Origin of the sequence: Pseudomonas sp. MYb327, from assembly GCF_040438925.1 — a bacterium.
In the GTDB taxonomy this organism is placed as follows: domain Bacteria; phylum Pseudomonadota; class Gammaproteobacteria; order Pseudomonadales; family Pseudomonadaceae; genus Aquipseudomonas.
In genome coordinates, this window is sequence record NZ_CP159258.1 from 1,822,757 (window position 1) to 1,846,051 (window position 23,295).

15 protein-coding genes are annotated in these 23,295 nt (G+C 59.2%); 1 reads left to right on the forward strand and 14 read right to left on the reverse strand.

Going from position 1 to position 23,295, the window contains the following annotated elements; all coding sequences use genetic code 11:
• The gene (glgB, locus tag ABVN21_RS08205) at positions 1 to 2,232 is read left to right on the forward strand and encodes a 1,4-alpha-glucan branching protein GlgB (protein WP_339555789.1); all 2,232 of its coding nucleotides are present in this window, start codon (positions 1 to 3) and stop codon (positions 2,230 to 2,232) included.
• A 99-nt stretch (positions 2,233 to 2,331) separates the two neighbouring features.
• Here glgB and ABVN21_RS08210 read toward each other — a convergent pair whose 3' ends face one another.
• The 14 genes from ABVN21_RS08210 to ABVN21_RS08275 form a co-directional block, all read right to left on the reverse strand.
• Positions 2,332 to 5,169 (reverse strand): RHS repeat-associated core domain-containing protein, encoded by a 2,838-nt coding sequence (locus ABVN21_RS08210; RefSeq protein ID WP_339555788.1) that lies wholly within the window; start codon positions 5,167 to 5,169, stop codon positions 2,332 to 2,334.
• Positions 5,170 to 5,345: 176 nt separating this feature from the next.
• A complete protein-coding gene (locus tag ABVN21_RS08215; protein WP_339555787.1) occupies positions 5,346 to 6,407 on the reverse strand; it encodes an autotransporter outer membrane beta-barrel domain-containing protein in 1,062 nt (353 codons plus the stop codon).
• Positions 6,408 to 6,818: 411 nt separating this feature from the next.
• A complete protein-coding gene (locus ABVN21_RS08220; protein ID WP_034146639.1) occupies positions 6,819 to 7,619 on the reverse strand; it encodes an endonuclease/exonuclease/phosphatase family protein in 801 nt (266 codons plus the stop codon).
• 89 nt (positions 7,620 to 7,708) lie between these two features.
• A complete protein-coding gene (locus ABVN21_RS08225) occupies positions 7,709 to 8,467 on the reverse strand; it encodes a PIG-L family deacetylase (protein WP_339555786.1) in 759 nt (252 codons plus the stop codon).
• 163 nt (positions 8,468 to 8,630) lie between these two features.
• Entirely contained in the window at positions 8,631 to 10,790 is a 2,160-nt protein-coding gene (glgX, locus tag ABVN21_RS08230; RefSeq protein WP_339555785.1) for a glycogen debranching protein GlgX, read from the reverse strand.
• A 139-nt stretch (positions 10,791 to 10,929) separates the two neighbouring features.
• A complete protein-coding gene (locus ABVN21_RS08235; RefSeq protein ID WP_339555784.1) occupies positions 10,930 to 11,250 on the reverse strand; it encodes a DUF2934 domain-containing protein in 321 nt (106 codons plus the stop codon).
• Positions 11,251 to 11,271: 21 nt separating this feature from the next.
• A complete protein-coding gene (locus ABVN21_RS08240) occupies positions 11,272 to 14,031 on the reverse strand; it encodes a malto-oligosyltrehalose synthase (protein ID WP_339555783.1) in 2,760 nt (919 codons plus the stop codon).
• Between the two features lie 8 nt (positions 14,032 to 14,039).
• Complete coding sequence (gene malQ, locus ABVN21_RS08245; RefSeq protein WP_339555782.1) at positions 14,040 to 16,118, reverse strand: 4-alpha-glucanotransferase; 2,079 nt, start codon at positions 16,116 to 16,118, stop codon at positions 14,040 to 14,042.
• The gene (treZ, locus tag ABVN21_RS08250; RefSeq protein WP_339555781.1) at positions 16,115 to 17,911 is read right to left on the reverse strand and encodes a malto-oligosyltrehalose trehalohydrolase; all 1,797 of its coding nucleotides are present in this window, start codon (positions 17,909 to 17,911) and stop codon (positions 16,115 to 16,117) included. The genes malQ and treZ overlap by 4 nt, the downstream gene beginning before the upstream one ends.
• Positions 17,912 to 17,923: 12 nt before the next feature.
• Complete coding sequence (gene glgA / locus ABVN21_RS08255; protein ID WP_339555780.1) at positions 17,924 to 19,510, reverse strand: glycogen synthase GlgA; 1,587 nt, start codon at positions 19,508 to 19,510, stop codon at positions 17,924 to 17,926.
• A gap of 548 nt (positions 19,511 to 20,058) precedes the next feature.
• Positions 20,059 to 21,012: a D-2-hydroxyacid dehydrogenase family protein gene (locus ABVN21_RS08260; RefSeq protein ID WP_339555779.1), complete on the reverse strand. Its 954-nt coding sequence runs from the start codon at positions 21,010 to 21,012 to the stop codon at positions 20,059 to 20,061.
• A gap of 13 nt (positions 21,013 to 21,025) precedes the next feature.
• Positions 21,026 to 22,048 (reverse strand): alpha/beta hydrolase, encoded by a 1,023-nt coding sequence (locus ABVN21_RS08265; RefSeq protein WP_339555778.1) that lies wholly within the window; start codon positions 22,046 to 22,048, stop codon positions 21,026 to 21,028.
• Between the two features lie 82 nt (positions 22,049 to 22,130).
• On the reverse strand, positions 22,131 to 22,565 hold the full coding sequence (locus ABVN21_RS08270; RefSeq protein WP_339555824.1) for a YqaA family protein: 435 nt from the start codon (positions 22,563 to 22,565) through the stop codon (positions 22,131 to 22,133).
• Positions 22,565 to 23,011 carry a DUF411 domain-containing protein gene (locus ABVN21_RS08275; RefSeq protein ID WP_339555777.1) on the reverse strand — a complete coding sequence of 149 codons (447 nt, stop codon included), beginning with the start codon at positions 23,009 to 23,011 and terminating at the stop codon, positions 22,565 to 22,567. Before ABVN21_RS08275 ends, ABVN21_RS08270 begins: the two co-directional genes overlap by 1 nt.
• Between the last annotated feature and the right edge of the window lie 284 nt (positions 23,012 to 23,295).

Genomic DNA, 23,295 nt, shown 5'->3' on the forward strand with positions numbered 1-23,295 from the left:
ATGAGTTTCTCGAACAAGGAACAGGGTCAACACAAAGAGGCGTTGCTACCCAGGGCGCGGGATATTGATGCGCTGGTACGCGCCGAGCATCACGACCCCTTTGCAATACTCGGTCCCCATGGCGATGGCGCCGGCGGGCAGTTCATTCGGGCTTATCTGCCGGACGCCTTGAGCGTTCAGGTGGTGGCCAGGGAATCGGGAGAAGAGCTCGGCCAACTTGAAGCAACGCAGACACCGGGGTTGTTTGTCGGTCATTTTGACCGGGCGCAACCCTACGTGCTGAGAACCCGCTGGGCCGGTGGCGAACAGTTCTCCGAAGACCCTTACAGTTTTGGCCCGTTGCTCGGCGAGATGGACTTGTATCTGTTCGCCGAAGGCAATCACCGTGACCTCAGCGCTTGCCTCGGTGCGCAGCTGAAAACGGTGGACGGTGTCGACGGCGTGCGTTTCGCCGTGTGGGCGCCGAACGCCAAACGTGTCTCGGTGGTCGGCGATTTCAACAACTGGGACGGCCGTCGTCACCCGATGCGCCTGCGTCATCCCACCGGGGTCTGGGAATTGTTTATCCCGCGCATGCAGGCGGGTGAGGCCTATAAATACGAAATCCTCAGCGCCCACGGCATTCTGCCGCTCAAGGCCGACCCGATGGCCCTGGCGACCTCATTGCCGCCAGACACTGCGTCGAAAGTGGCGCCTCCGCTGAATATCGACTGGCAGGATCACGAGTGGATGCAGGCCCGTGGCGAACGGCAGCGTCCGAGCGCGCCGCTGTCGATCTACGAACTGCACGCCGGTTCGTGGCAATGTGAACTCGACGATCTGGGCGAAGTGGCCCGCCAGTACACGTGGCCAGAACTGGCCGAGCGGCTGATCCCGTATGTCAAAGAACTCGGTTTCACCCACATCGAACTAATGCCGATCATGGAGCACCCGTTCGGTGGTTCGTGGGGCTATCAATTGCTCTCGCAATTCGCCACCAGTGCCCGCTATGGCACCGGCGATGAATTTGCAGCCTTCGTCAACGCCTGTCACCAGGCTGACATCGGCGTGATACTGGACTGGGTGCCGGCGCATTTCCCCACCGACACTCACGGCCTGGCGCAATTCGACGGCACCGCGCTGTACGAATATGGCAACCCGCAGGAAGGTTTCCATCAGGATTGGGACACGCTGATCTACAACCTCGGCCGCACCGAAGTGCACGGCTACATGCTGGCCTCGGCATTGCACTGGCTCAAGCATTTCCATGTCGACGGCCTGCGGGTGGATGCCGTGGCGTCGATGCTGTACCGCGACTATTCGCGCAAGGCCGGCGAGTGGGTGCCGAACCGCCATGGCGGGCGGGAAAACCTCGAAGCCATCGACTTCCTGCGTCATCTCAACGACGTGGTGGCACTGGAAGCGCCGGGCGCGTTGGTGATCGCTGAGGAGTCCACCGCGTGGCCGGGTGTCAGCCAAAGCACGCAACAGGGCGGCCTGGGCTTCGCCTACAAGTGGAACATGGGCTGGATGCACGATTCGCTGCATTACATCCAGCAAGATCCGGTGTACCGCGCTCACCATCACAACGAGCTGAGTTTCGGCCTGGTGTACGCCTGGTCCGAACGCTTCATCCTGCCGATTTCCCACGACGAAGTGGTGCACGGCAAACACTCGCTGATCGACAAAATGCCCGGCGACCGCTGGCAGAAGTTCGCCAACCTGCGGGCCTATCTGAGTTTCATGTGGACCCATCCGGGCAAGAAGCTGCTGTTCATGGGCTGCGAGTTCGGCCAGTGGCGCGAGTGGAACCACGACCAGCAACTGGATTGGTACCTGCTGCAGTATTCGGAACACAAAGGCGTGCAGAAACTGGTGGGCGACCTCAATCGTCTTTATCGCGAAGAACCGGCGTTGCATGAGCAGGATGATGTACCGCAGGGCTTCCAATGGTTGATCGGTGACGATGCAATCAACAGCGTTTATGCCTGGCTGCGTTGGAGCAAGGAGGGCAAACCGGTGTTGGTGGTGGCTAACTTCACGCCAGTGCCGCGTGAGGCTTATCGCGTAGGCGTGCCGTTCGCCGGGCGCTGGACGGAGTTGTTGAACAGTGATTCGGCGACATATGCGGGCTCCAATTATGGGAACGGTGGCGGGGCGTTTACCGAGGAGACGCCGAGCCATGGGCAGGCGTTGTCGTTGGTGCTGAATTTGCCACCGTTGGCGGTGCTGGTGTTGAGGCCGGAGGGGTAAGGGTACCGGTTAAGGGGCACAGGTTGTTCGGCAACTCGTATACCTATCAGTATTCGAGTTGCTTAACTAATAAAATCATGATTTACATCTGTCCAATTTTTATATCCATTTTGTTCTAGATGGCGGATTGTTATTGGTTTTTTCAAGGTAAATCATTGGTGTGAATTTTCTGGTTGTTTGGAAAAGACTGTTTCCGCTGGTGGTTTGAGTGACGATATTTTTAACTATGTAGTTGGTTGCTGGAAAAACTATACTTTCGTGTTCAATAGAGTTGCTGATGGTGTAAGTGTCTGATGCGACAAAAATTACGCCGACGGTTCCCTTTATGAAGTTATCATGATGATATTTCGATATGAAACTTTCGGCTTCTGTTTTGTCTGAGCTAAACGATAAAAAGCTACTGGCGCTTACGATATCACCTATTTTCAAAGTCGGGCTTACACCGAGGCTCAGACCCATGTCTGACAATCGTGACCCTCGATAAACTGGCGAACTTGTTTTAGGTCCCACTGAGGCTGACATCAGGAGAATGGTTTGCCACGGATCTTGTTCGTGCTCGCTCAATAGCTGTAATGCTGGTACAAAGCTACTTTTGTATACGTCATTCGACATGTTGACGCTGTATTCGCCGGTATTGGATTTTAATTCACGGCGCGCCTCGTTTGAAGCTGTGGCCAAGGAAGGACGCTCTTGTGTATTTGCTCGAATAAAGAAGTTTCTGCTGGTTGCTCCAATGTAGCGAGAGCCCGCGTTTGTGCTCCAGAATAAATGCAACCCTTTCTTTTCGTTACTTGTTAGTCTTCTATGATAGGTGGTCTCTTGCGGCTCGGCTATTGCCTCGGATGCAAAGCCCAGTTTTGACATGATTGTTGCGGAATATTGTTGTGGGTTAGCACCTTTTCCTTTTAGATATTGGTTAACTACAGAGCGTACATCTTCTTGAGGAAGTTCGCCCATGTCTCGTTTGAGGGTGTTTACTATATGACTGATATCTGCCGCTGTTAATTCAGTTCCCATGCGACCATCCAGATCCGCAAAATTGATGGGCCTGTTTCCAACCATCGCATACAAATTCATTCCATCCACATATCCCGCCGGATCCGGATTAATCCACCGCTGCAACCACGGCGCGTAATACCGAAACCCGTAATAATAAAGCCCCGTCGCATCCCGTTCCTTACCCGAGTAACGCACAGTCTTGTACTTCGCTTCGGTGGCCGACCGTGCCGCGAAGCAAGCCGTGCCCCCAAATGGGTAATACCATTCCTGGCTGATCAGATCGGCATTCTGGTCCAGTTCCATCGTGCTGGACTTCAGGTGATCGTTGAGGCTGTAGCGCACCTGGTCGTTGGTGATGTCGCCCGGTTTTTGCGCGACCCAGTGCAGCACTTGCACACCGTTGCTACCTGCGCTGGCGTTGATCACGTGGAGGATTTCACCCGTGCCGCTGTGGGTGCGGATTTCTACGCCGGGCAGGTAACGCACTTCGCTGATCAACGTGCGCACATTGGTTTGGTTCGCGCGAATTTTGCGGACCCGCTGGCCGCTGCCGTCGTAGAGGTACTTTTCGTAATCGTCGTTGCCGTCTTCACGCACCACCGGACGCACACGGGTCAGCTGATTACGCAGGTCCCAATCCAGTGACTGGCCGACCTGCAACTCCCGCAGATTGCCGTTGGCATCAAACCCGTCAGCCAGTTCGGCTTCAGTCGGTGGCCGACCATTGCGCTCGGGCAGGCAACGGTTGCTGTATTGAGTGCGGGTCAGGGTGCGGCCATGGGTCTGGGCACCGACATGCACCAGGTTCAACAAATTGCCGCCCGCGTCGTAGTGAAAGGTCTGTACGTAGTTGGCGATCTGGTTGGGGTCGAGGGGCAGGGGTTGCGTGCCCGGAAGGGCGGGGCCGCCGTTGCCGGTCTTGGCTTCCCAGCCGGTGGCTTCGATCAGTTGGCCGAGGGTGTCATACCGGTAAGTCTTGATCGGTTCGATGCGCTGGTTGTTGAAGTAGCGGATCGGTTGCGCGGCGTCTTCGATGCTCAGCACATTGCCGGCTGCGTCGTAGCGATAGTTCAGATCTTGCAGTGGAGTGCCATTGGCTTTGTGTGCGCTCAGTCCAATCAGGCGACCGTCCGCAAGGTCGTAGCGGTGGCGGGTGATGACGCCGTTGCCGGCGGTTTCCGATTCGATCTGGCCGGAGGGGTTGTAGAGAATCTCGCTGACCAGGGGCTTGTCAGATTGCCCGGCACCGGCCAGGGTCAGATAGGTGGTGCTCAACTCCCCGGCGACGGTGTAGGCGAATCGTTGACGATTCCCCAACGCGTCAATCTGCTGGAGCAGTTCGGTGCTGGGTGCGTAGCTGTACGCGGTGGTGGCACCGGCGCCGGGTTCAAGCAAAGCATCCCGCGCGGACGCGTCACTCGGCCAGTTCACGCCGTCGGTGTCGCGCAAAAAATGCCGGGTCTGTTGTAGCACAGCACCGCCCAGTCCCAGCTCGCGCAGGTGCACGGTGCCAGCCGGGTCATCATGCCGAATCAGCTGACCACACAGGTTGCCAGTGATAGCGTCGGCGTCTGCATAGGTAAAACGCTCCAGGACATGCTCAACCATTCCGTCGCCACTTTCACGCACGGCCACCGGGCGCAGCAGGTCATCGAACTCTGTCCATGAGTGGCTGCCGCGTCCGTCCCAATGATCGACAACCTGCCCGGCGGCGCCGTGCAAGGCCAACCGCCATCCGGCGTCCACGCTGTCACTCGACAACGCCGCGCCGGACAGGCTGAGCACCTGGCTCAGGTTGTCCGGCGCCGATGCGTCGCTTAGTGCCAGGGCAAACAAATACGGATCGCGACTGGCCACTGGGCGGGCGGCAGCGTCGAAGCGTTGCCGCGTGACTCGCGGCTCAATCGGATCGAGCGCCAACCGCCGATGAAACTGCACGGTCCTGACTGCCAGGCCACGTGGGTCTGCCACCAACAGTGTCGGGGTCCCGTCATGCATGTAACCGGCAATCGTTGAAGGCATTGGCGAGCCCTGATCAAAAACGAGTGCCCACCACAATGCATGACCTTCAACGGCCTGGATACTGGCAAAACTGTCAGGTGGCGCCCGTTATTTCACCAGCGCATCCGCACGCCGAGGCTGCCGATTATCCCATTCAAGTCATTGTCATCGACATCACTGCTGTAGTCGGCACTCACGTACAGGCTCACGGCCGGTGTCACTCTGGCCACCAGCCCCAGACCGAGTTCTACCGTCGAAGATTTACGGCTGCTGCTGATCTTGTCGACCTCATCGAGGGTCACGGTGTTGCCGGTATATACCGTGTGCCACAAGTTGGTCCGCACGTAGGGTTCTACGGGCAGGCCGTTGATGTCGTAACTGCCTTTCAATTTGGCGCCGACGCGGCCACTCCATGACGACACGTCGCTGGAGGACGCATTGCCCGAACCCGCGTACGGGGTGTCGAGGGTGATGCGTTGATTGATCAACTGCGCCTGTGGTTCAACCACCCAGTTTTCGCTGATGCCAATCGGAAAGCCGCCTTCCACCGACAGCGTTACCGCGCTGCCTTCGGCGGCTTGTCGGGCGCCTTGTTCATTACGGCTGAAACCATTGACCCGACCACCGCTGGCGGACAAGTCGACGTGCCAGCCTTGCGGGCCGGTCAAGCTGTAATAGGCACCGAGGCTTTCGCCTTGCAGGTTGAGTGTGTTGGTGTTCGGATCAGACATCGCGCGATTGGTCACCAGGCCACCGCTGTTGGCCTGGAATTGGCTGGTGCCACCGATCAGGCCGACCCGTTGGGTATGGCCGCTGCCGCTCTGCAAGGTCAGGATTGCCGGGCTTTTAAGTTCGCCAGAGCCAGGGATGGAGAAACCCTGGGCCAAAGCATCGGTTTGTGCCTGACGCGAAGCTTTTCCATAGAGTTGGTCCCAGGCGGAGGGCGCCGCCTCCTCGGTGATGAAATGGCTGTTTCGCATGTCGGGGCCAAAGCGGCCGGGATACGTGGTGTCGAGGGCGGGCAAGGTGAGCACCGGAACGTCCTGGCGATACCAGGGCGTCGATTCGTCCTCAGCCGGTGAGGCCTGCACTTCCATGGAAGAGCACAGCAGGAGTGAGCTCGATACAGTACAAATTGTAACTTTGATCTCTTGTTGGGTGAATGAGGTTTTCATGGAGGTCTACCTTGCAATCGCATGCCGTTCTCGCTTTGCCGTCTCTCCTACCCCGAATGAGGGGCGACCGATGGATTGGAGCAAGCCGAGGACCGCCCGGTTTAGCGGGTGTCTTGGCGGGCTTGTCCCTGATGTTATTGCCGGGGGTAGTACGGTGTAGCTAAGAAGACCCCTGCCACTGCGTCAAGAAAATGGCCGATAAATGGTAGGGGTATTTTAGGTCATATAAGTGACTGATTTACGACGCATGCCTAAGTGCTTGTTTAATGGAAAAATCGTCAAAAAAGTCACGAGCTAGAGCGTTTTCCTCTTTTTACCAACTCATCCTCACACCCGGATCTCCGGACATTTCCCGCTGCCGATTGCTGTCGATATTGCTGCTGAATTTAGCGCTGGTATCAGGTCGGGCGCCTAAAGATGGACTTCCACCGCCAACGGCAAATGATCCGACAGATGCGTCCAGGGCTTGTGCCCAAGGATTCTTGGCTCATGACTGCTGGCATTGCGCAGGTAGATGCGATCCAGGCGCAGCAGCGGAAAGCGTGCGGGGTAGGTTTTTGCGGGGCGGCCGTGATGGCGTTCGAAGGCTTCGTGGAGGTAGTCGCGACGGGCGAGGGCGGCGTTGCCTTGCAGTTGCCAGTCGTTGAAATCGCCCGCGATGATCACCGGTGCGTCGTCGGGCAGGGATTCGAGCAGTTGGCAAAGCAACTGCAACTGCAGTTGGCGATGGCTTTCGAGCAAACTCAGGTGCACGCAGATGGCATGGACCTCGGCGTGGCCCGGCACGTCCAGCACGCAATGCAGCAGCCCTCGGCGTTCAGGCCCGGTGATGGAGACATCGAGGTTGCGGTATTCGCGGATCGGGTATTTCGACAGTAGCGCGTTACCGTGGTGGCCGTCGGGGTAGACCGCGTTGCGGCCGTAGGCGAAGTCGCTCCACATGCTGTCGGCGAGGAATTCGTATTGTGAGGTTTGTGGCCAATCGTTGTAGCGGGAGGAATGGCGCTCGTGCTCGCCGACCACTTCCTGCAGGAACACCAGGTCCGCCGATGTACTGCGTACCGCTTCACGCAATTCCGGGAGGATGAAGCGTCGATTGAGTGCAGTGAACCCCTTGTGGGTGTTGACCGTCAGCACGCGCAATCGGTGGATGGCCGGCGGGGTGTTCAACGGCACTGATGCTTCTGGCTGCCGCTTGGGATTACTGGTCACTGTTACTCCTCTGAATCAGACTCGCTTATGTATGCGACTGATGCGGGGGCGGGCAGTTCAGCGTGATTCGTCGAGACGTCAAAAGATCTTCATACAAGTACGACTTCATAGGGCAGACGCATCCGATCCAGCACCACCTGCGGCAGCAGCGGTGCAAGGCCGATGGCCGGATCGCCATCGAGCTGGCTGGCGTAGGCATGGGTCGCGTGGCTCTTTCGCGCGACGGTCCAGGTGTCCAGGCGAATTTTGCGCGCGCGATGCCAGGGGATTGAACCATGATCTCGCGCTGCCCAGTGCCAGGCCCAGACCGGCACTTCGTTAAAGGTCGCGCCGGCGATGGTCGCGGCATTGGCGCTGGCACGACCGACAGCGTCATGGTCGCCAGTGCCGTCCTCGCACCAAATGCTGAACACCACATCACCGGGGCGTAGATAGCGGCTGATGAATTGCGTCAACTCCTGCTCATGCTCGGCCAGGGTGTTGTCAGTGAAGCCGCCGCGAATCCATTTCAGGCTGTGCATCGGCAACCCGAGCCGACGCAGGGCTTCGACGCTTTCCTGGGAGCGAAACACGCTGAGGCGTTTCTCCGACCAGTGCGCAGAAGTCGGTTGGCTTGCGCTGCCATCGGTCACCGAAATCAGTTGCAAGGGATGGCCCGTGGCGCTGAGCAATTGCAGCAGCCCGCCACACATCACCACTTCATCGCCGGGATGCGCAGAAATCACCACCGCCCGTGCGCCCGCAGGGACTAAAGACTGAGTGCTGATGACCGGAATGTTTTCCAGTTGCGGGGCGCTGTTCCAGATCTGCCCTGGAGCGCTGCTTTCACTGATGGAAACAGGTTTCATGAGGTTACGTCCTTGTTACGCGAGCCGCAGGGGCTGGTTGATAACGAAGCGCGGCACTCCGAACCCTGGAGTGCCGCGCATCGAGTATTGCTTATGTAACGCTATTCGTCGCGTCCCACGCTCGCAGTTGATCCATTTTTATCTACCGCTTATCCGGCGCAGCTCATTCCTCTTCCTCGTGCTGCAATTCGAACAGCAGCAGCGATCGACCGGTGACCGAATATTCATGGCCGAATTCGAATCGCTCCTGGCCACGAATCGACGGTTGATTGGTGTCGATCATGCAGGTCCAGAAGCCACCATCGGGCACTTCCGGCAGGAGGAAGTTGACGACATCGTGATGAGCGTTGACCACCAGCAACAGGGTGGCGTCGCCGCCTTTGCGGCGGATACCGGTTTCCTGCGCGCGGCCGTCGAGCAGCATGCCCATGCAACGGTTGTGCGCATCATGCCAGTGCTCGGTGGTCATCTCGCTGCCGTCCGCTGCCAGCCAGGTCACGTCCTTGACGCCGATGTCCTCGTTGTAATTGCCCACCAGGAAGCGTCCGCGACGCAGGATCGGGTAAGCCAGGCGCAACTTGATCAGGCGTTTGACGAATTTCAGCAGGGCCTTGCCTTCTTCGTTCACGTACCAGTTGACCCAGCCGATTTCGCTGTCCTGGCAATAAGCATTGTTATTGCCATTTTGGGTACGGGCGAATTCGTCGCCGGCCACCATCATCGGTGTGCCTTGCGACAGCAACAACGTGGCGAAGAAGTTGCGCATTTGCCGCTGGCGCAGCTCATTGATTTCCGGATCGTCGGTGGGGCCTTCGACACCGTGGTTCCATGACAGATTGTTGTTGCTGCCGTCCTGGTTATTCTCGTCGTTGGCCTCGTTGTGCTTGTCGTTGTACGACACCAGATCATTGAGAGTAAAGCCGTCATGGGCGGTAATGAAGTTCAGTGAGGCGTAGGGGCGCCGGCCTCGGTGATTGAACATTTCCCCGGAACCGGTCATGCGCGCGGCGAAGTCAGCCAGTTGGCCGTCGTCGCCCTTCCAGAAGGCGCGCACGGTGTCGCGGAACCTGTCATTCCATTCCACCCAGCCGGGTGGGAAATTGCCGACCTGGTAACCGCCAGGGCCACAATCCCACGGCTCTGCGATCATTTTCACCTGACGCAGCACGGGGTCCTGACGGCAGGCCACGAGGAAACTGTGACGCTCGTCGAAGCCATCGTGATAGCGCCCGAGAATGGTCGCTAGGTCGAAGCGGAAACCGTCCACGTGCATCTCCGAAGCCCAGTAGCGCAGGGAGTCGGTGACCATTTGCAGCACGCACGGGTGGCTCAGGTCCAGGGTGTTGCCGGTGCCGGAATCGTTGATGTAGAAGCGTTTGTCGTCGGGCATCAGACGGTAGTAAGAGGCGTTGTCGATCCCACGCATGGACAGGGTTGGGCCTTGTTCATTGCCCTCGGCGGTGTGGTTGTAGACCACGTCGAGAATTACTTCCAGATTGGCTTCGTGCAGGTGCGCGACCATCTCCTTGAACTCGGCGATCTTGCCGCTGGCCAGATACCGCGGATCGGGGGCGAAGAACGCAATGCTGTTGTAGCCCCAGTAATTGGTCATGCCCTTATGCAAGAGGTGCTGATCATTGACAAAGGCATGGATCGGCAGCAATTCCACGGAAGAGACGCCGAGCTTGCGAATGTGTTCCAGCACGTCATCGACCATCAACCCGGCAAAGGTGCCACGCACATTCTCGGGGACGGTAGGGTGACTCATGCTGATGCCGCGCACGTGGGTCTCGTAAATGATCGTCTTGTCCCACGGCACGCTGACCCGATGATCGTGACCCCAGGTATGCGCCGGATCGATCACCTTGCACTTGGGTACGAAAGGCGCACTGTCGCGCTCATCGAAGCTGAGGTCGGCGTCGGGGTGACCGATGGTGTAGCCGAACAATGCTTCGGACCATTTCAACTGGCCGACCAGTTGTTTGGCGTAGGGGTCGATCAGCAATTTGTTGTGGTTGAAACGGTGGCCGTTGGCCGGGTCGTACGGGCCGTATACGCGGTAGCCGTAGATCATTCCCGGGTGGGCATCTGGCAAGTAGCCGTGGAAGATCTCGTCGGTGTATTCGGGCAGTTCGATACGTTCCAATTCCACTTCGCCGGCGTCGTCGAAGATGCACAGTTCGACCCGGGTGGCGTGGGCAGAAAACAAGGCGAAGTTGACGCCCAGACCATCCCAGGTCGCACCCAGCGGAAAGGGCAGGCCCTCCCGGATTCGCGAGGCCTCGGCCTGAGGTTCTGGCGCGGCTTTCTTTGGACTGGTCATAGGTGCTCCTGCAAAGTGAGATATACCGCAACCTGTGGAAGCGAGCAGGCTCGCTCCAACCGGTCAGTTATTCGAGACGAACGGGTCCACAGTGGCGAGCGGACTCGCCACGAAATGAGTAAAGACAACAGCGGAAAGGTCAGATCGCTGACGGTTTTCGCGCGGCGCGAGGCTTCTTCTCGACGGCTTTTTCCCCTGGGGGAATAACGGAAGAAGCCGCAGACGGTTTGGCTTTTGGTTTTGGTGCGGCCACCTTGACCTCGCCAGCCTTGCCGTTGGCGGTTTTGCTGACGGCCGGTTTGCTGGCCGGGGCCTTCGCCGGTTTTTTCGGCACCAGGGCTTCCGCTTCAGCCAGTTTGCGCGCCATCTCCCAGTGGCGGGCTTCCTGACCTTCGGGTTTTCCTTCTGACTCCCAGATCTGATAGGCAAACTCGCGAATGCGTTTATCGTCGGTACTCATCGCAATGCTCCTGAACTGAACTCAAACATCGGTAGTTTGGATAAAGAGATTGACCGGGAAATCCCCCAGCGCGGCGCTGATCATCAGCTCCCTGTGTTCTGTGACTGTGACGCTGGAAAAAAGTCCCTTTAGATTTTCGTCTGCGGTAGTGAACGGCAAATTGATCCGGGTATCGCCCCACTGCGGCGCGTCCACGTGTGGTGCGGCACTGTTTTCCAGCAGCGCCGCGCAACGGATCGGCACGATGACGATGGCGCGATTTCCCTCCCATTCGCGCACAAAACCCAGTACTCGATGTGCCTGGCTGCCGATGACATCGAGGGCTTGGTAACTCCCTCGTCGAAACAGCTCGGCATACCTGGCACGCAGGTTTAAGGTCTGCGCAATCAAGGCTTGCTTGATGCGCCCGTCGCGCCAGTGTTCCAACAGATCAGGCAGGTCCAACGGTTGCTGCAAGACCTGCTGGCGACTGACGTAATCCACCGGGCGGCGGTTGTCCGGATCGACCAGGGTGAAGTCCCAGAAATCGTTGCCCTGATAGATATCCGGTACCCCCGGCACGGTCATGCGCAGCAAGGTTTGCGCCAATCCATTGAGGGCACCGGGGACGGCAATTGTCCGGGCTACCTTGGCCAACGCAGTGCGCAGCAGATCACCTTCCGGACTCAGCAGCAGGCGTTTGGTAAAGCTTTCGGTGGCATGTTCGTAAGCGTCGTTTGGCGCGCTCCAGCTGCTCTGCAACTTGGCTTCGCGCAGGGCCTTGCGTTGCCATTGGCTGATGCGTTGGGCGTAGGCCTCAAGCGCCGGCTGATCATCGGGGCGCAGGTCCAGCGGCCAACTGCCGAGCAGCGCTTGATAGAGAATCAACTCGTCGCCGGCGGATGGCATCTGGTCATCGTCGCGCAACGGACGGGCGAGGGCGCGCCACAGACCGATCTGTTCGACATACCATTTGCTGCGTTCACTCAAGACGGCCAGGCGCGCACGGGTATCCTCGCCGCGCTTGTGATCGTGGGTAGCGGTGGCGAGCAGGTTGTCCGGGAACAGTTCCAGGCGCTTGAGGCAGGCTGCATGGAAATCAGCCACCGGAGCACTGAATTGCTCGGTGTTGAAACCGACATCATTTCGCGACAGCAGTACCGCCGAGCGATAGAACGCGGTGTCTTCCACGGCCTTCGCGGCGGCAGGTGAAGTCAGCTGTTGAAAGCGCACGCAGGCATGCTTGAGTCGCTTGCGCAGGCGGCCGGCAGGACGTTTGCGCCAGGGCTCGCCACCCAGCCAATTGGCCAGGCAATCGAGGACTGGCCAGTCGGCTTCGCCGAGGGTTTGCCGGGCACCCTCCATTGCTTGCTGGAAAAACACCTCGTCCTGATCTGAACGTCCAAGGGCGCTGATGTAGGTGCGATACACCGAGAAATGCACGATCAATTCCTGCAACGCTCGACGAATTGCCCCGAGTGTCAGGTCGCGGGTCATCAGGTCATCCCGCGCTACTTGCAACAAGGCCTGGGCCACGCTTTCGAAATCCCCGGCGAGCGAGCCATTGAGGATTTGCTGACGCGCGAGTTGCGCTTCCTGACGGAAATCGGCCGGGCGTTCGCTGTAGCGGTGCCAGACTTCACCCAAGGCTTGTTGACCGTCGGGATCGTGTTGCAGCAGCGACAACTGATTCATGAATTCGTAACCGGTGGTGCCGTCCACCGACCAGTCGCGGTGCAGGGTTTCGCCTTCACCGAGAATTTTCTCGACATAGATCGGCAGGTGCCGATCAGGTGACAGGCTGTCGATCCGACGCCGCAATTTACGGCAATAGCCTCGCGGGTCGGCGAGACCGTCAACGTGGTCGATGCGCAAACCGTCGACCAACCCTTCAGCCACCAATTGGAAAATCTTCGCGTGGGTCGCCTCGAAAACGGCGGGACGTTCTACGCGCAAACCGCCCAGTTCGTTGACATCAAAAAAACGCCGCCAGTTGATGTCATCGGCGGCGGTGCGCCAACTGGCGAGTCGATAGCTTTGGCGTTCCAGCAGGTTGTGCAGCCGTTGGAAGCCCTCGCTGGTCAGCGAGTCATAGGCTTCCAGATTGCGCTCGATGCCTTGCAGGATCGCGGGGTGGCTGGTCAGTTCGCGCAATTCATTTTTTAACGGAATCGCCAGGCTGTGGGCGTCGGTCTGGTAACTGAGGGTACTGAAGCGGTCCGCCAGCAATTTGAGCGGCTCGGCTTCGGCCTTGAGCAGTTCGCCGTAATGGCTGGGGCAAATGGGAAAGTGATGATCGTAATGCTCGACATAAAAGGTGCCGTGCTCACTGAATCGCAGCTTCAGCGTGCCATCCTGCAGGGCGATGCCGTAGTCGCTGCCAAGGAACGGCAACAGCAACTGGCCCTCCATCAACGGATCGGGCGAGTGCCACTGGATATCGAAGAACTCGCCGTACGGACTTAGTCGCCCCCATTCCAACAGATCCTGCCACCATGGATTGTCGTTACCGCCGACCGCCATGTGGTTGGAAACGATATCGAGGATCAGCCCCATTTTCTGCTCGCGCAGCGCACTGACCAGGCGGCGCAATGCTGCTTCGCCGCCCAGTTCCGGGTTGACCGTGGTCGGGTCTACCACGTCGTAGCCGTGCATGGAGCCGGCGCGAGCGCTCAGCAGTGGTGAAGCGTAAACGTGACTGATGCCGAGGCGGGCGAAATAGGGCACCAGCGGCACGGCATCGTCGAGGGTGAAGTCTTTATGAAATTGCAGGCGCAGGGTGGCCCGTAGCGGTTGTGTCATTGCTGGATTCATTGGTCACGCTCGGCCGCCTGAAGTCGCGCGCAGGCGAGCAGTTCCAGACGCCGTGCGGCGTCCGGGTCATCGAGCAGGGCTTCACTGTTGCCTGGCAGACGTCGGGACCAGTTGGGATGGGTATCGATGGTGCCGGGGAGGTTGGCCTGTTGTTCGACGCCCAACGCATCCTCAAGAGGTAGCAGCACCAGCGGCGCGCGGGTGTGGCCGAGGAAGCGCACGCTGGCGTCGAGTATCTGGTCGGTCTCGTGGGACTCTTCGCGAAAGTTCTGCGGGTCCTGGCTCAACGTCCGGCGCAGTCCCTCGCGCTCCCGTTCGCGATGCTGGCGCCATTCGATTTCACCATTGGCGTCAACCAGGCTGAGGCGTGCATTCCAGTCGATATCGCGGCCATGCCACCAGCCATTGAGGGTCGGCAAATCGTGGGTGCTGGTAGTCGCCAACGCGTTGTCCGGCCAATCGAGTATCGGTTTGAAATGGGTGTTGTCCTGTTCGAACAGCAACACCCGCATGCCAAGGATCGAACGGCCACTGAGTTTCTCCCGCAGCCCGTCCGGCACCGTGCCGAGGTCTTCGCCGAGGACGATGGCCTGGTGCCGATGGGATTCCAGGGTCAGCAGCCGCAACAAGTCCTCCAGCGGGTAATACAGATACGCGCCATCAGCGGGCGATGCGCCATTGGGGATCACCCACAAGCGTTGGAGGCCCATGACGTGGTCGATCCGCAGGCCACCGGCGTGGGCGAAGTTGGCGCGGAGCATTTCGATGAACGCGCGAAAACCATTGCGCACCAGGCCTTCGGGGGAGAACGCGGAGATCCCCCAACCCTGACCGGTACGGTTAAGAATATCCGGTGGCGCGCCGACGGTAAGAGCGGCGAGCAATTCGTCCTGGCGACTCCAGGCCTGACTGCCACCGCCATCGGCACCGACGGCCAGGTCAGCGATCAGGCCAATGCCCATGCCGCTGCTGCGGGCGGCGGCTTGCGCGCGCTCCAGGCAACGGGTGATCAGCCATTGGCAGAAAGCGAAGAAGCCGATGCGGCCGGCGTTTTCTTCGGCAAACTCGGCCAGCGCGGCGCTGCGCGGGTTGCGCCACTGTTCGGGCCATTCGCGCCAGTCAAGGCTCAGACCCTGAGCGGCGCGCGTCTCTTGAATGGCTTCGAAACGGCAATGATTTTCCAGCGCTTCACCGCCGGCGTGACGAAAGCTGCTGAAGTCGGCGTGCAGCGGGTGTTCGCCCTGAACGAAGCCTTCGTAAAGTGCTTGCAGCAGTCGGTGCTTGGCTTCGGCGGCGGTAGGCCAGTCGATCAACGGCAGCTCTTCGAGATGTTTGAGTTCAGCGGCCAGGCCTGTGGCGTCGATGGCGGTGCGCATCGCGCGTTCCCCAAGAATCGCCCCCGGCGCGCAGTACAGGCTGTTGAGAAACAGACGGCTGGACGGGGAATACGGGCTGTAGCGGTGGGTGTCGTTGGCAAACATGGCGTGCAGTGGGCTAATCGCCAGTGCTTCGGCGCCGCGTTCGCCCGCCACTCGAGCCAGGTCTTCCAGCGCCTGGGTATCGCCGAAACCACCATCACCGGGCCGGCGCAGGGAATACAGCTGCACGCTTAGGCCCCAGGTGCGCGGGATCGGGCTGTCCACGGCATCGCCGACGCTGTAGCAGCGAGCAGGTGCCACGGCCAGGGTGAAACTTTGTCCGTCAATGTTGACGTGTTGGTAACCGACCGGAACCAATCCGGGCAGGACGGCTTCGGCATCCAGTTTAAGACTGAGTCGCGAACCATCTTCGAGATGGATTTCGCAGGGTGTCAGCGGCTCGAAGAAGTGCGCCAGATTCAGACCTACGCCGAAATCGGCGGTGATCAACGGCGGCAGGTGTCGAGTCTGTTGCACCGCTTGCAATTCGAGCAGGCTGGCGTCGATTTCCTGGGCGCTGCCGGCGGGGTGGCCGAGTCCGGTCAGGACGGCGCGTAATACTGATGGAGCGACTTTCTGCGGCCGGCCGTTGGCGTCGATCCAGTCGACGGCCAAACCAGCTCGGCTAGCCAATATTTCCAGTTGCGCATCACTCATTGGCGCTCTCCATCCGGGGGTAGCAAAGGGGCTGCGGCCGTGAGGCTGACTAGCGCGCAATACGGGGCAAGAGTGCCCTGTTCCAACCGGCCGGCTGATTGCGCTGGGTGTTCGAACAACAGCGAAGCATCGGCCTGTGGGGAGTGGACCACGGGCGTATCGCCGAGGTTCAGGTCAATGCGCAGCTGACTGCCATCGCCCAGCCGCCAGCGTGCGCTGACCGCGCCTTTGGCCAGTACTTCGGCCCCCAATGCATAGGCTCCGGGCAGATGCGCAACGATTCGCTCGCGACGAATTTGCAGCAAACGGCGGTACAGGTCATGCGGGCTCGAGGGGCGTGTTGGTTTCAGCTCGGGTTGGGAGGCTTCGAAAGTTTGTCGGGCGTTGGGGTCGGGGATCTGTTCGCGTTTGTGTGGGTCTGCAAACGCGCTGAATGCGGCAAACTCGTTGCGCCGACCTTCGCGAACCAGTTTCGCCAGTTCACCGTGATGGCTGGTGAAAAACAGAAAAGGTTGCTCGGCGGCGAACTCGTCACCCATGAACATCAATGGAATCATCGGCGACAGCAGCAGCAACGCGGTGGCGGCGGTTAATGCATCCGGATGGGCCAGTTGATGCAGGCGTTCGCCAAAGGCGCGATTGCCGATCTGGTCGTGGTTCTGCAAAAACAACACGAAAGCGCTGGGTGGCAAATGCCCGCTGGGCTCGCCGCGGGATTCGCCGTGCCGATTGATGTGGCCCTGGAATACGAAGCCCTGGCTCAGGCAGCGCGCAAGTTGCTCGGTTGGGTTTTGCGCGTAATCGGCGTAGTAGGCGTCGATTTCGCCGGTCAGTAACACGTGCAAGGCATTGTGGCCGTCGTCGTTCCACTGGGCGTCGTAACCTTGCTCCAGGAGGCTGGCCTGATTCTTTTCGTTTTCCAGCATCAGCCAGACATGCCGTGCCGGATCGATTTGCTGCCGCACCCGTTTGGCCAATTCCTGGAGAAAGTCCGGGTCCTCAATGGCGTGCACCGCGTCCAGGCGCAAGCCGTCAAACCGATACTCCAGCACCCACATCAACGCGCTGTCGATGAAGAAGTCCCGCACCTCGCGCCGACGGAAGTCGATGGCGGCGCCCCACGGCGTGTGCTTGTCCTCGCGAAAAAAGCTTTTGGCGTAGCGATGCAGGTAATTGCCATCGGGGCCGAAGTGGTTGTAGACCACGTCGAGAATCACCGCCAGGCCATGGCCGTGGGCGGCGTCGATCAGGTGCTTGAGTTGTTCGGGCGAACCGTAGGATGCCTGAGGCGCGTAGGGCAGAACGCCGTCATAGCCCCAATTACGCTCACCGGGGAATTGCGCGATGGGCATCAACTCAATCGCGGTGACACCCAATTCGACGAGGCGCGCCAACTGCTGCTCGACGGCCTGGAAGCCACCGAGCGTACCGACGTGCAATTCGTAAATCACCGCCTCGTTCCACGGGCGGCCCAGCCATGCACTGTGTTGCCAATGATAGGCCAGCGGATCGACCACCACGCTGTGGTGGTGGATGTCGCCGTCCTGAGCGCGGGAGGCCGGGTCGGGCACCTCCAGATCGCCGTCGATGTTGAAGCGGTAACGCGTACCCGCCGGGCAGCGGGTTTTGATCACGAACCAGCCGTCTGCCTGCGGCAGCAACGGCAAGGATTGTCCATTTTCCAGTTCGACACTGACGTAAAACGCATCTGGCGCCCACAACGCGAATTGCGTTTGTTCTGCGTCCAGCTTGGTTGCGCCGTGGGGCCAGGTCTCAAGGGTCCGTAACGGCATTTCTAAAACCTCTTATTGTTTGTGTGATTTCCCCAAGGCCTTGGCCACCAGTTGTTCATAGAGCTCGGCATAGGGTTCGACCGCCTTGCACCAGTTGAACGGTGCCGCCATCGCCCGGCAGCGCATGGCATGCAGCAGGCCGGGAAAGGCGAATACCTTGAACGCGCGGCTCAGGGCTTCTTGATAACTCTCTACCGTGGATTCATCGAACAGGAATCCGGTCACGCCGTTTTCAATGGTGTCAGCCAGACCGCCGGTGTTGCGCGCTACCGGCAACGAACCGAAACGCTGGGCGTACATCTGGCTCAGGCCGCAAGGCTCGTAACGCGAAGGCATCAACAGGAAATCGCTGCCGGCAAACATGCGGCGGGCGTCGGTTTCGTTGAAGCCGATGCGCACACCGATCTGCCCGGGGAAACGCAGGGCCAGTTCGCGCATGGCTTGTTCTTCTTCCGGTTCGCCACGGCCAATGATGGCGATCTGGCCACCGTTGTTGACGATGTACTCGGACACTGCTTCGGTCAGGTCCAGGCCTTTCTGGTAGACCAGTCGGGAGACCACTGCGAACAGCGGACCTTCGGAGTCTTCCAGGCCAAACAGTTCGCGCACGTGGGCGGCGTTGACGGCTTTGCCTTCCCAATCGCCAATGCTGAAAGGACGGAACAGGTGTGGATCAGTGGCGGCGTCCCAGCTTTCATCGATACCGTTGGGAATACCGCTGAGCAGGCCTTGCTGGGTCTTGGCGGCGAGAAAGCCGTCAAGTCCGCAGCCGAAATCCGGGGTGGTGATTTCCTGGGCGTAGGTCGCGCTGACGGTGGTGATGTGGCTCGAGTAGGCCATGCCGGCCTTCAGGAACGACATCTTGCCGTAGAACTCCATGCCTTCCTGTTGCAGGGCGTGATGAGGGATGCCCAGTTCCGGGCACGAGCCCAGGCTGGTTACGCCTTGATAGGCCAGGTTATGGATGGTGAACAGCGTCGGAGTTCGCTGACCGCGCCAGTGCATGTAGGCGGGCGCCAGACCGGCCGGCCAGTCGTGGGCGTGCACCAGGTCCGGGCACCAGTGAATTTGTGCGAGGTTGGCGGCGATGTCGGCGGCCGCCAGCCCCAGGCGGGCGAAACGGATATGGTTGTCCGGCCAGTCGCGACCGTTGTTGGCGCCGTAAGGCGAACCTTCACGCTCGTACAGTTCAGGGCAGATCAACACGTAAATGACCAGACCGTCGGGCATGTCCATGCGCCCGATCTTGCACGGTGGCAAAGCAGCGTGGCCACCCAGTTCACCGATGATATGAATCGGATTTTCGCTGTGCAGCACCTGCGGGTAACCGGGGATCAGCACTCGCACGTCATGCAGTTGCGCCATGGCCCGCGGAAGCGCTGCGGAGACGTCGCCCAAGCCACCGGTTTTCACCAGGTCGGCGATTTCCGAGGTCACAAACAACACTTTTTTCTTGTTGGGATTCTGACTGGCAACCGGTGTCAGCGTCTTGGTGACGGGAACGCTGACCGATTGGGCAGTGAGAGCACTCACGCCACTCGATTCGCCGACATGCTGATGAGCACGCTCTCCCTGAATATCTAAAGCCGCACTGGTCATATGAATCTCCCGTGTTGTTGATCTAATTCTTCAGGTCTGGCAAACGGTGTTTCGTGGCCAAATCCTGTGGCCGGGCGCAAAAGCGCTGCACATCGGTGAGCAAACGCTGCCCAAATGCGCTGAAGCAGAATGGGGTGGATGAGCCATTGCAAAGATTGCACCAGTCGCAACACACCTGCCTTTCAGTCGACCGACCACTTGAAGCAAAAGTTTCGATTATTTTTCCGCTTTATGACCGACCGGTTTTACCCCGCGAAAATGAGCCTAGACCAGAACTTAGAGCGGTAAAGGTCGAATGGCAAAATTGTTCGACAATCGGTTCAAAGAGGTACGAACGTGCTGGATTGGAGGGCAATCGCACCGACGAAGTGCAGTTTTTTTTCGGGAAATGGCTGAAAAAGAGGCAGAACTGTCACATCAGTGTGCGTGGGTGAACACTTGAGATGCACCATTGCGGTGCAAGTTTTTCGGGGGATGTTGATCCAGCCTCATCGCGGGCAAGCCTCCACTGAGGAGCAAGCTTGCGCGCGATGAACGAAAACGAGGTCTCAGGAAAGCAATCGAATCGGCTCACCCGCAGACCAGGCCCGGATGTCCTCGATCATCTGCGAGAAGAACAAATGGTAATTCTGCTGGCTGACGTACCCGACATGAGGCGTGGCTAATACGTTTTCCAGCGTGCGGAAAGGATGATGAGGCGGTAACGGTTCGACATCGAAAACATCCAATGCCGCTCCCCCCAGACGTTGTTTCTGCAAGGCCTTGATCAGCGCCGCCTCATCGACAATCGGCCCGCGCGCGGTGTTGACCAGCAGTGCCGTAGGTTTCATCCAGCCCAGCGCCTCGGCATCAACCAACCCACGGGAGCGGTCGCTGAGCACCAGGTGCACCGACAACACATCGGCCTGCTCGAACAGTTCCTGTTTGCTGACATAAGTCACACCGAACTCGGCCGCCCGCTCAGCGGTGAGGTTTTCACTCCAGGCGATCACGCGCATGCCGAAGACCTGACCGAACTGTGCAACGCGCTGGCCGATGCTGCCCAGGCCGAGGATCGCCAGGGTCTTGCCATGCAAATCGCCACCCAGACTCTGTTGCCAGACGCCTGCGCGCAAGGCATTGGCTTCCACCACGAGGTTGCGGGTCGCTGCCATGATCAGGGCCCAGGTCAGTTCCGGGGCGGCGTGTTTGTAGCTGTCGGTGCCACAGACTTGAATGCCCAGCGCGGCGGCAGCCTTGAAATCCAGCGCGGCGTTGCGCATGCCGCCGGTCACCAACAGCTTGAGGTTCGGCAATCGCCCCAGCAGATCCGCATCGAACCGGGTGCGCTCGCGCATCACGCAGATCACCTCGAAGCCCCCGAGGCGCTGGGCCAGGGTTTCGTTATCGGCGGGGTATTCATGGACGAAACTCACCTGCCCGATGTCGTCCAGCAGCGACCAGTCGACCACGTTGCGGGCCACGTCCTGCCAATCGTCAATTACTGCGATCTGCACCGCCATCAGCCTTACCTCATTAATGCACGGGGTTGGTTTTGTTCAGCCAGTCAAGCAAGGCCTTGTGAAACTCCGCCGGTTCTTCCATCTGCGGCGCGTGGCCCATGCCGGGGAATTCGACAAGTGTCGACTGGGGAATCAGTTTCGCCACTTGCTTGCCGAGTACGTCGTAATGACCGATTTTCGCCTTGACCTCGGGCGACGCGATGTCACTGCCGATCGCTGTGGTGTCGGACGTGCCGATCAGCAACAGCGTTGGCATTTTCAGGTTCTGGAACTCGTAGAAAACCGGTTGGGTAAAGATCATGTCGTAGATCAGCGCTGAGTTCCACGCGACTTGCGTATGCCCCGGGCCTTTGTTCAGGCCAGCGAGCATGTCCACCCAGCGATCGAACTCAGGCTTCCAGCGGCCACCGTAATAGGTGTTGCGTTCATAGGTGCGTATGCCATCGGCGCTCAGCTTGAGTTCACGTTCATACCATTGATCAACGCTGCGATAGGGCACGCCGAGGGCTTTCCAGTCTTCCAGGCCAATCGGATTGACCAAGGCCAGTTGTTCGACCTGATCGGGGTATTGCAACGCATAGCGAGTGGCGAGCATGCCACCGGTGGAATGCCCGAGAAGGCTGGCTTTCTGGATGCCCAGGGCTTTAAGCAGTTGCTGGGTGTTACTCGCCAATTGCTGGAAGCTGTACTGATAGTAGTCCGGTTTGCTGGAGGTGCAGAAACCGATCTGGTCCGGAGCGATGACCCGGTAACCGGCATCGCTCAAGGCTTTGATCGAGGTTTCCCAAGTTGCACCGCAGAAGTTCTTGCCGTGCATCAGCACCACGCTGCGCCCGTTGGCCTTGCCATGGGCGGCAACGTCCATGTAGCCCATCTGCAGGGATTTGCCCTGGGACTCAAAGGCGAAATGCTTGACTGTGTAAGGGTATTCGAAGCCTTGCAGTTCCGGACCATAGGCCGGGCCTTCGGCGGCAACGGCAGGCAGTGCAGCGGTCAGCAGCAGTGCGGGTAACCAGCGGGCAAGGGTAGAGGGCATGGGTGAACTCCGTTGAAAATCCGTCGATGCTGGATCGGCATGATTAGGCGACATTAAACAGGCAATCGCAATAACGGTTGGTTCAACCCATCCAGCCCAGCGTTGCCAGCGCGAGCACGCCATAGCGGGCGCCTTTGGCGAGGGTCACGATTAGCAGGAAGCGCCCCAGCGGCTCACGCATGACGCCGGCGACCAGAGTCAGCGGATCCCCGATCACCGGCAGCCAACTCAGCAGCAAGGACCAGTGGCCATAGCGCTGATAGTGAATCCGGGCGTTTTCCAGATGCTTGGGGCTGACTGGAAACCAGCGTCGATCCTGGAAACGCTCGATGGCGCGTCCCAGCCACCAGTTCACCAGCGAGCCAAGGACATTGCCCAGCGTCGCCACCGCCAACAGCAACCACAGCCAATACTTGCCGCTAAGCAACAATCCCACCAGCACCGCTTCGGATTGCAGGGGCAGCAAGGTAGCGGCCCCGAAGGCCGCCAGAAACAAGCCGAGGTAGGCGCCGAAAATCAATGGGCGGGGTAATCGGCCACCACCATATCCGTGCCGTCCTTTTTCAGGCCGATCACTTGATAGGCATCGCTCATGCCGTCCATTTCCATGCCGGGCGAACCCATTGGCATCCCCGGGGCGGCCACGCCCAACAGGTCATCGCGCTTGCTCAGGGCCAACACCTGATCGGCCGGAACATGGCCTTCGACGAATTTGCCGTTGATCAAACCGGTGTGGCAGGACGCCAGGCGCGGTGGCACCCCATGTTGTTGCTTGAATTCACTCATGTTGGCTTCGACGTGGTCTTCAACCTTGAAACCATTGGCTTCCAGATGGCTGATCCACTTTTTGCAGCAACCGCAATTGGCGTCTCGATGGACCTCAATCGGGATCAGGTCGGCGGCTTGGGCCAGGGAGGAAATGAACAGGGCGCTCAGGGCAACCAGACGCAGAGGGGTTCGCATGTCGGATGGGGTCTCGTGGTGCGGGAAAAAAGGCATTCTGACCAGATTTTCCTGCCGGTCATTCAAGTTGTGTTTCGAATTAATACAAAGCGGATCAGCCCTATCATCGTAGATCAAAGCTGTCAGGTGGATGAGGCGGAAATTACAAAATTGTCAGGTTGGATGTTCGTCGCTGGTATCGGGGCTCGCGCAGGCAAACTAACCAGAAGTAACGCGTCCTGTTAGTTGTGACGGCCAACTGTAGGAATTGTCTGTAGGCCAATAAAACAAGGCTTGTGAGTGTT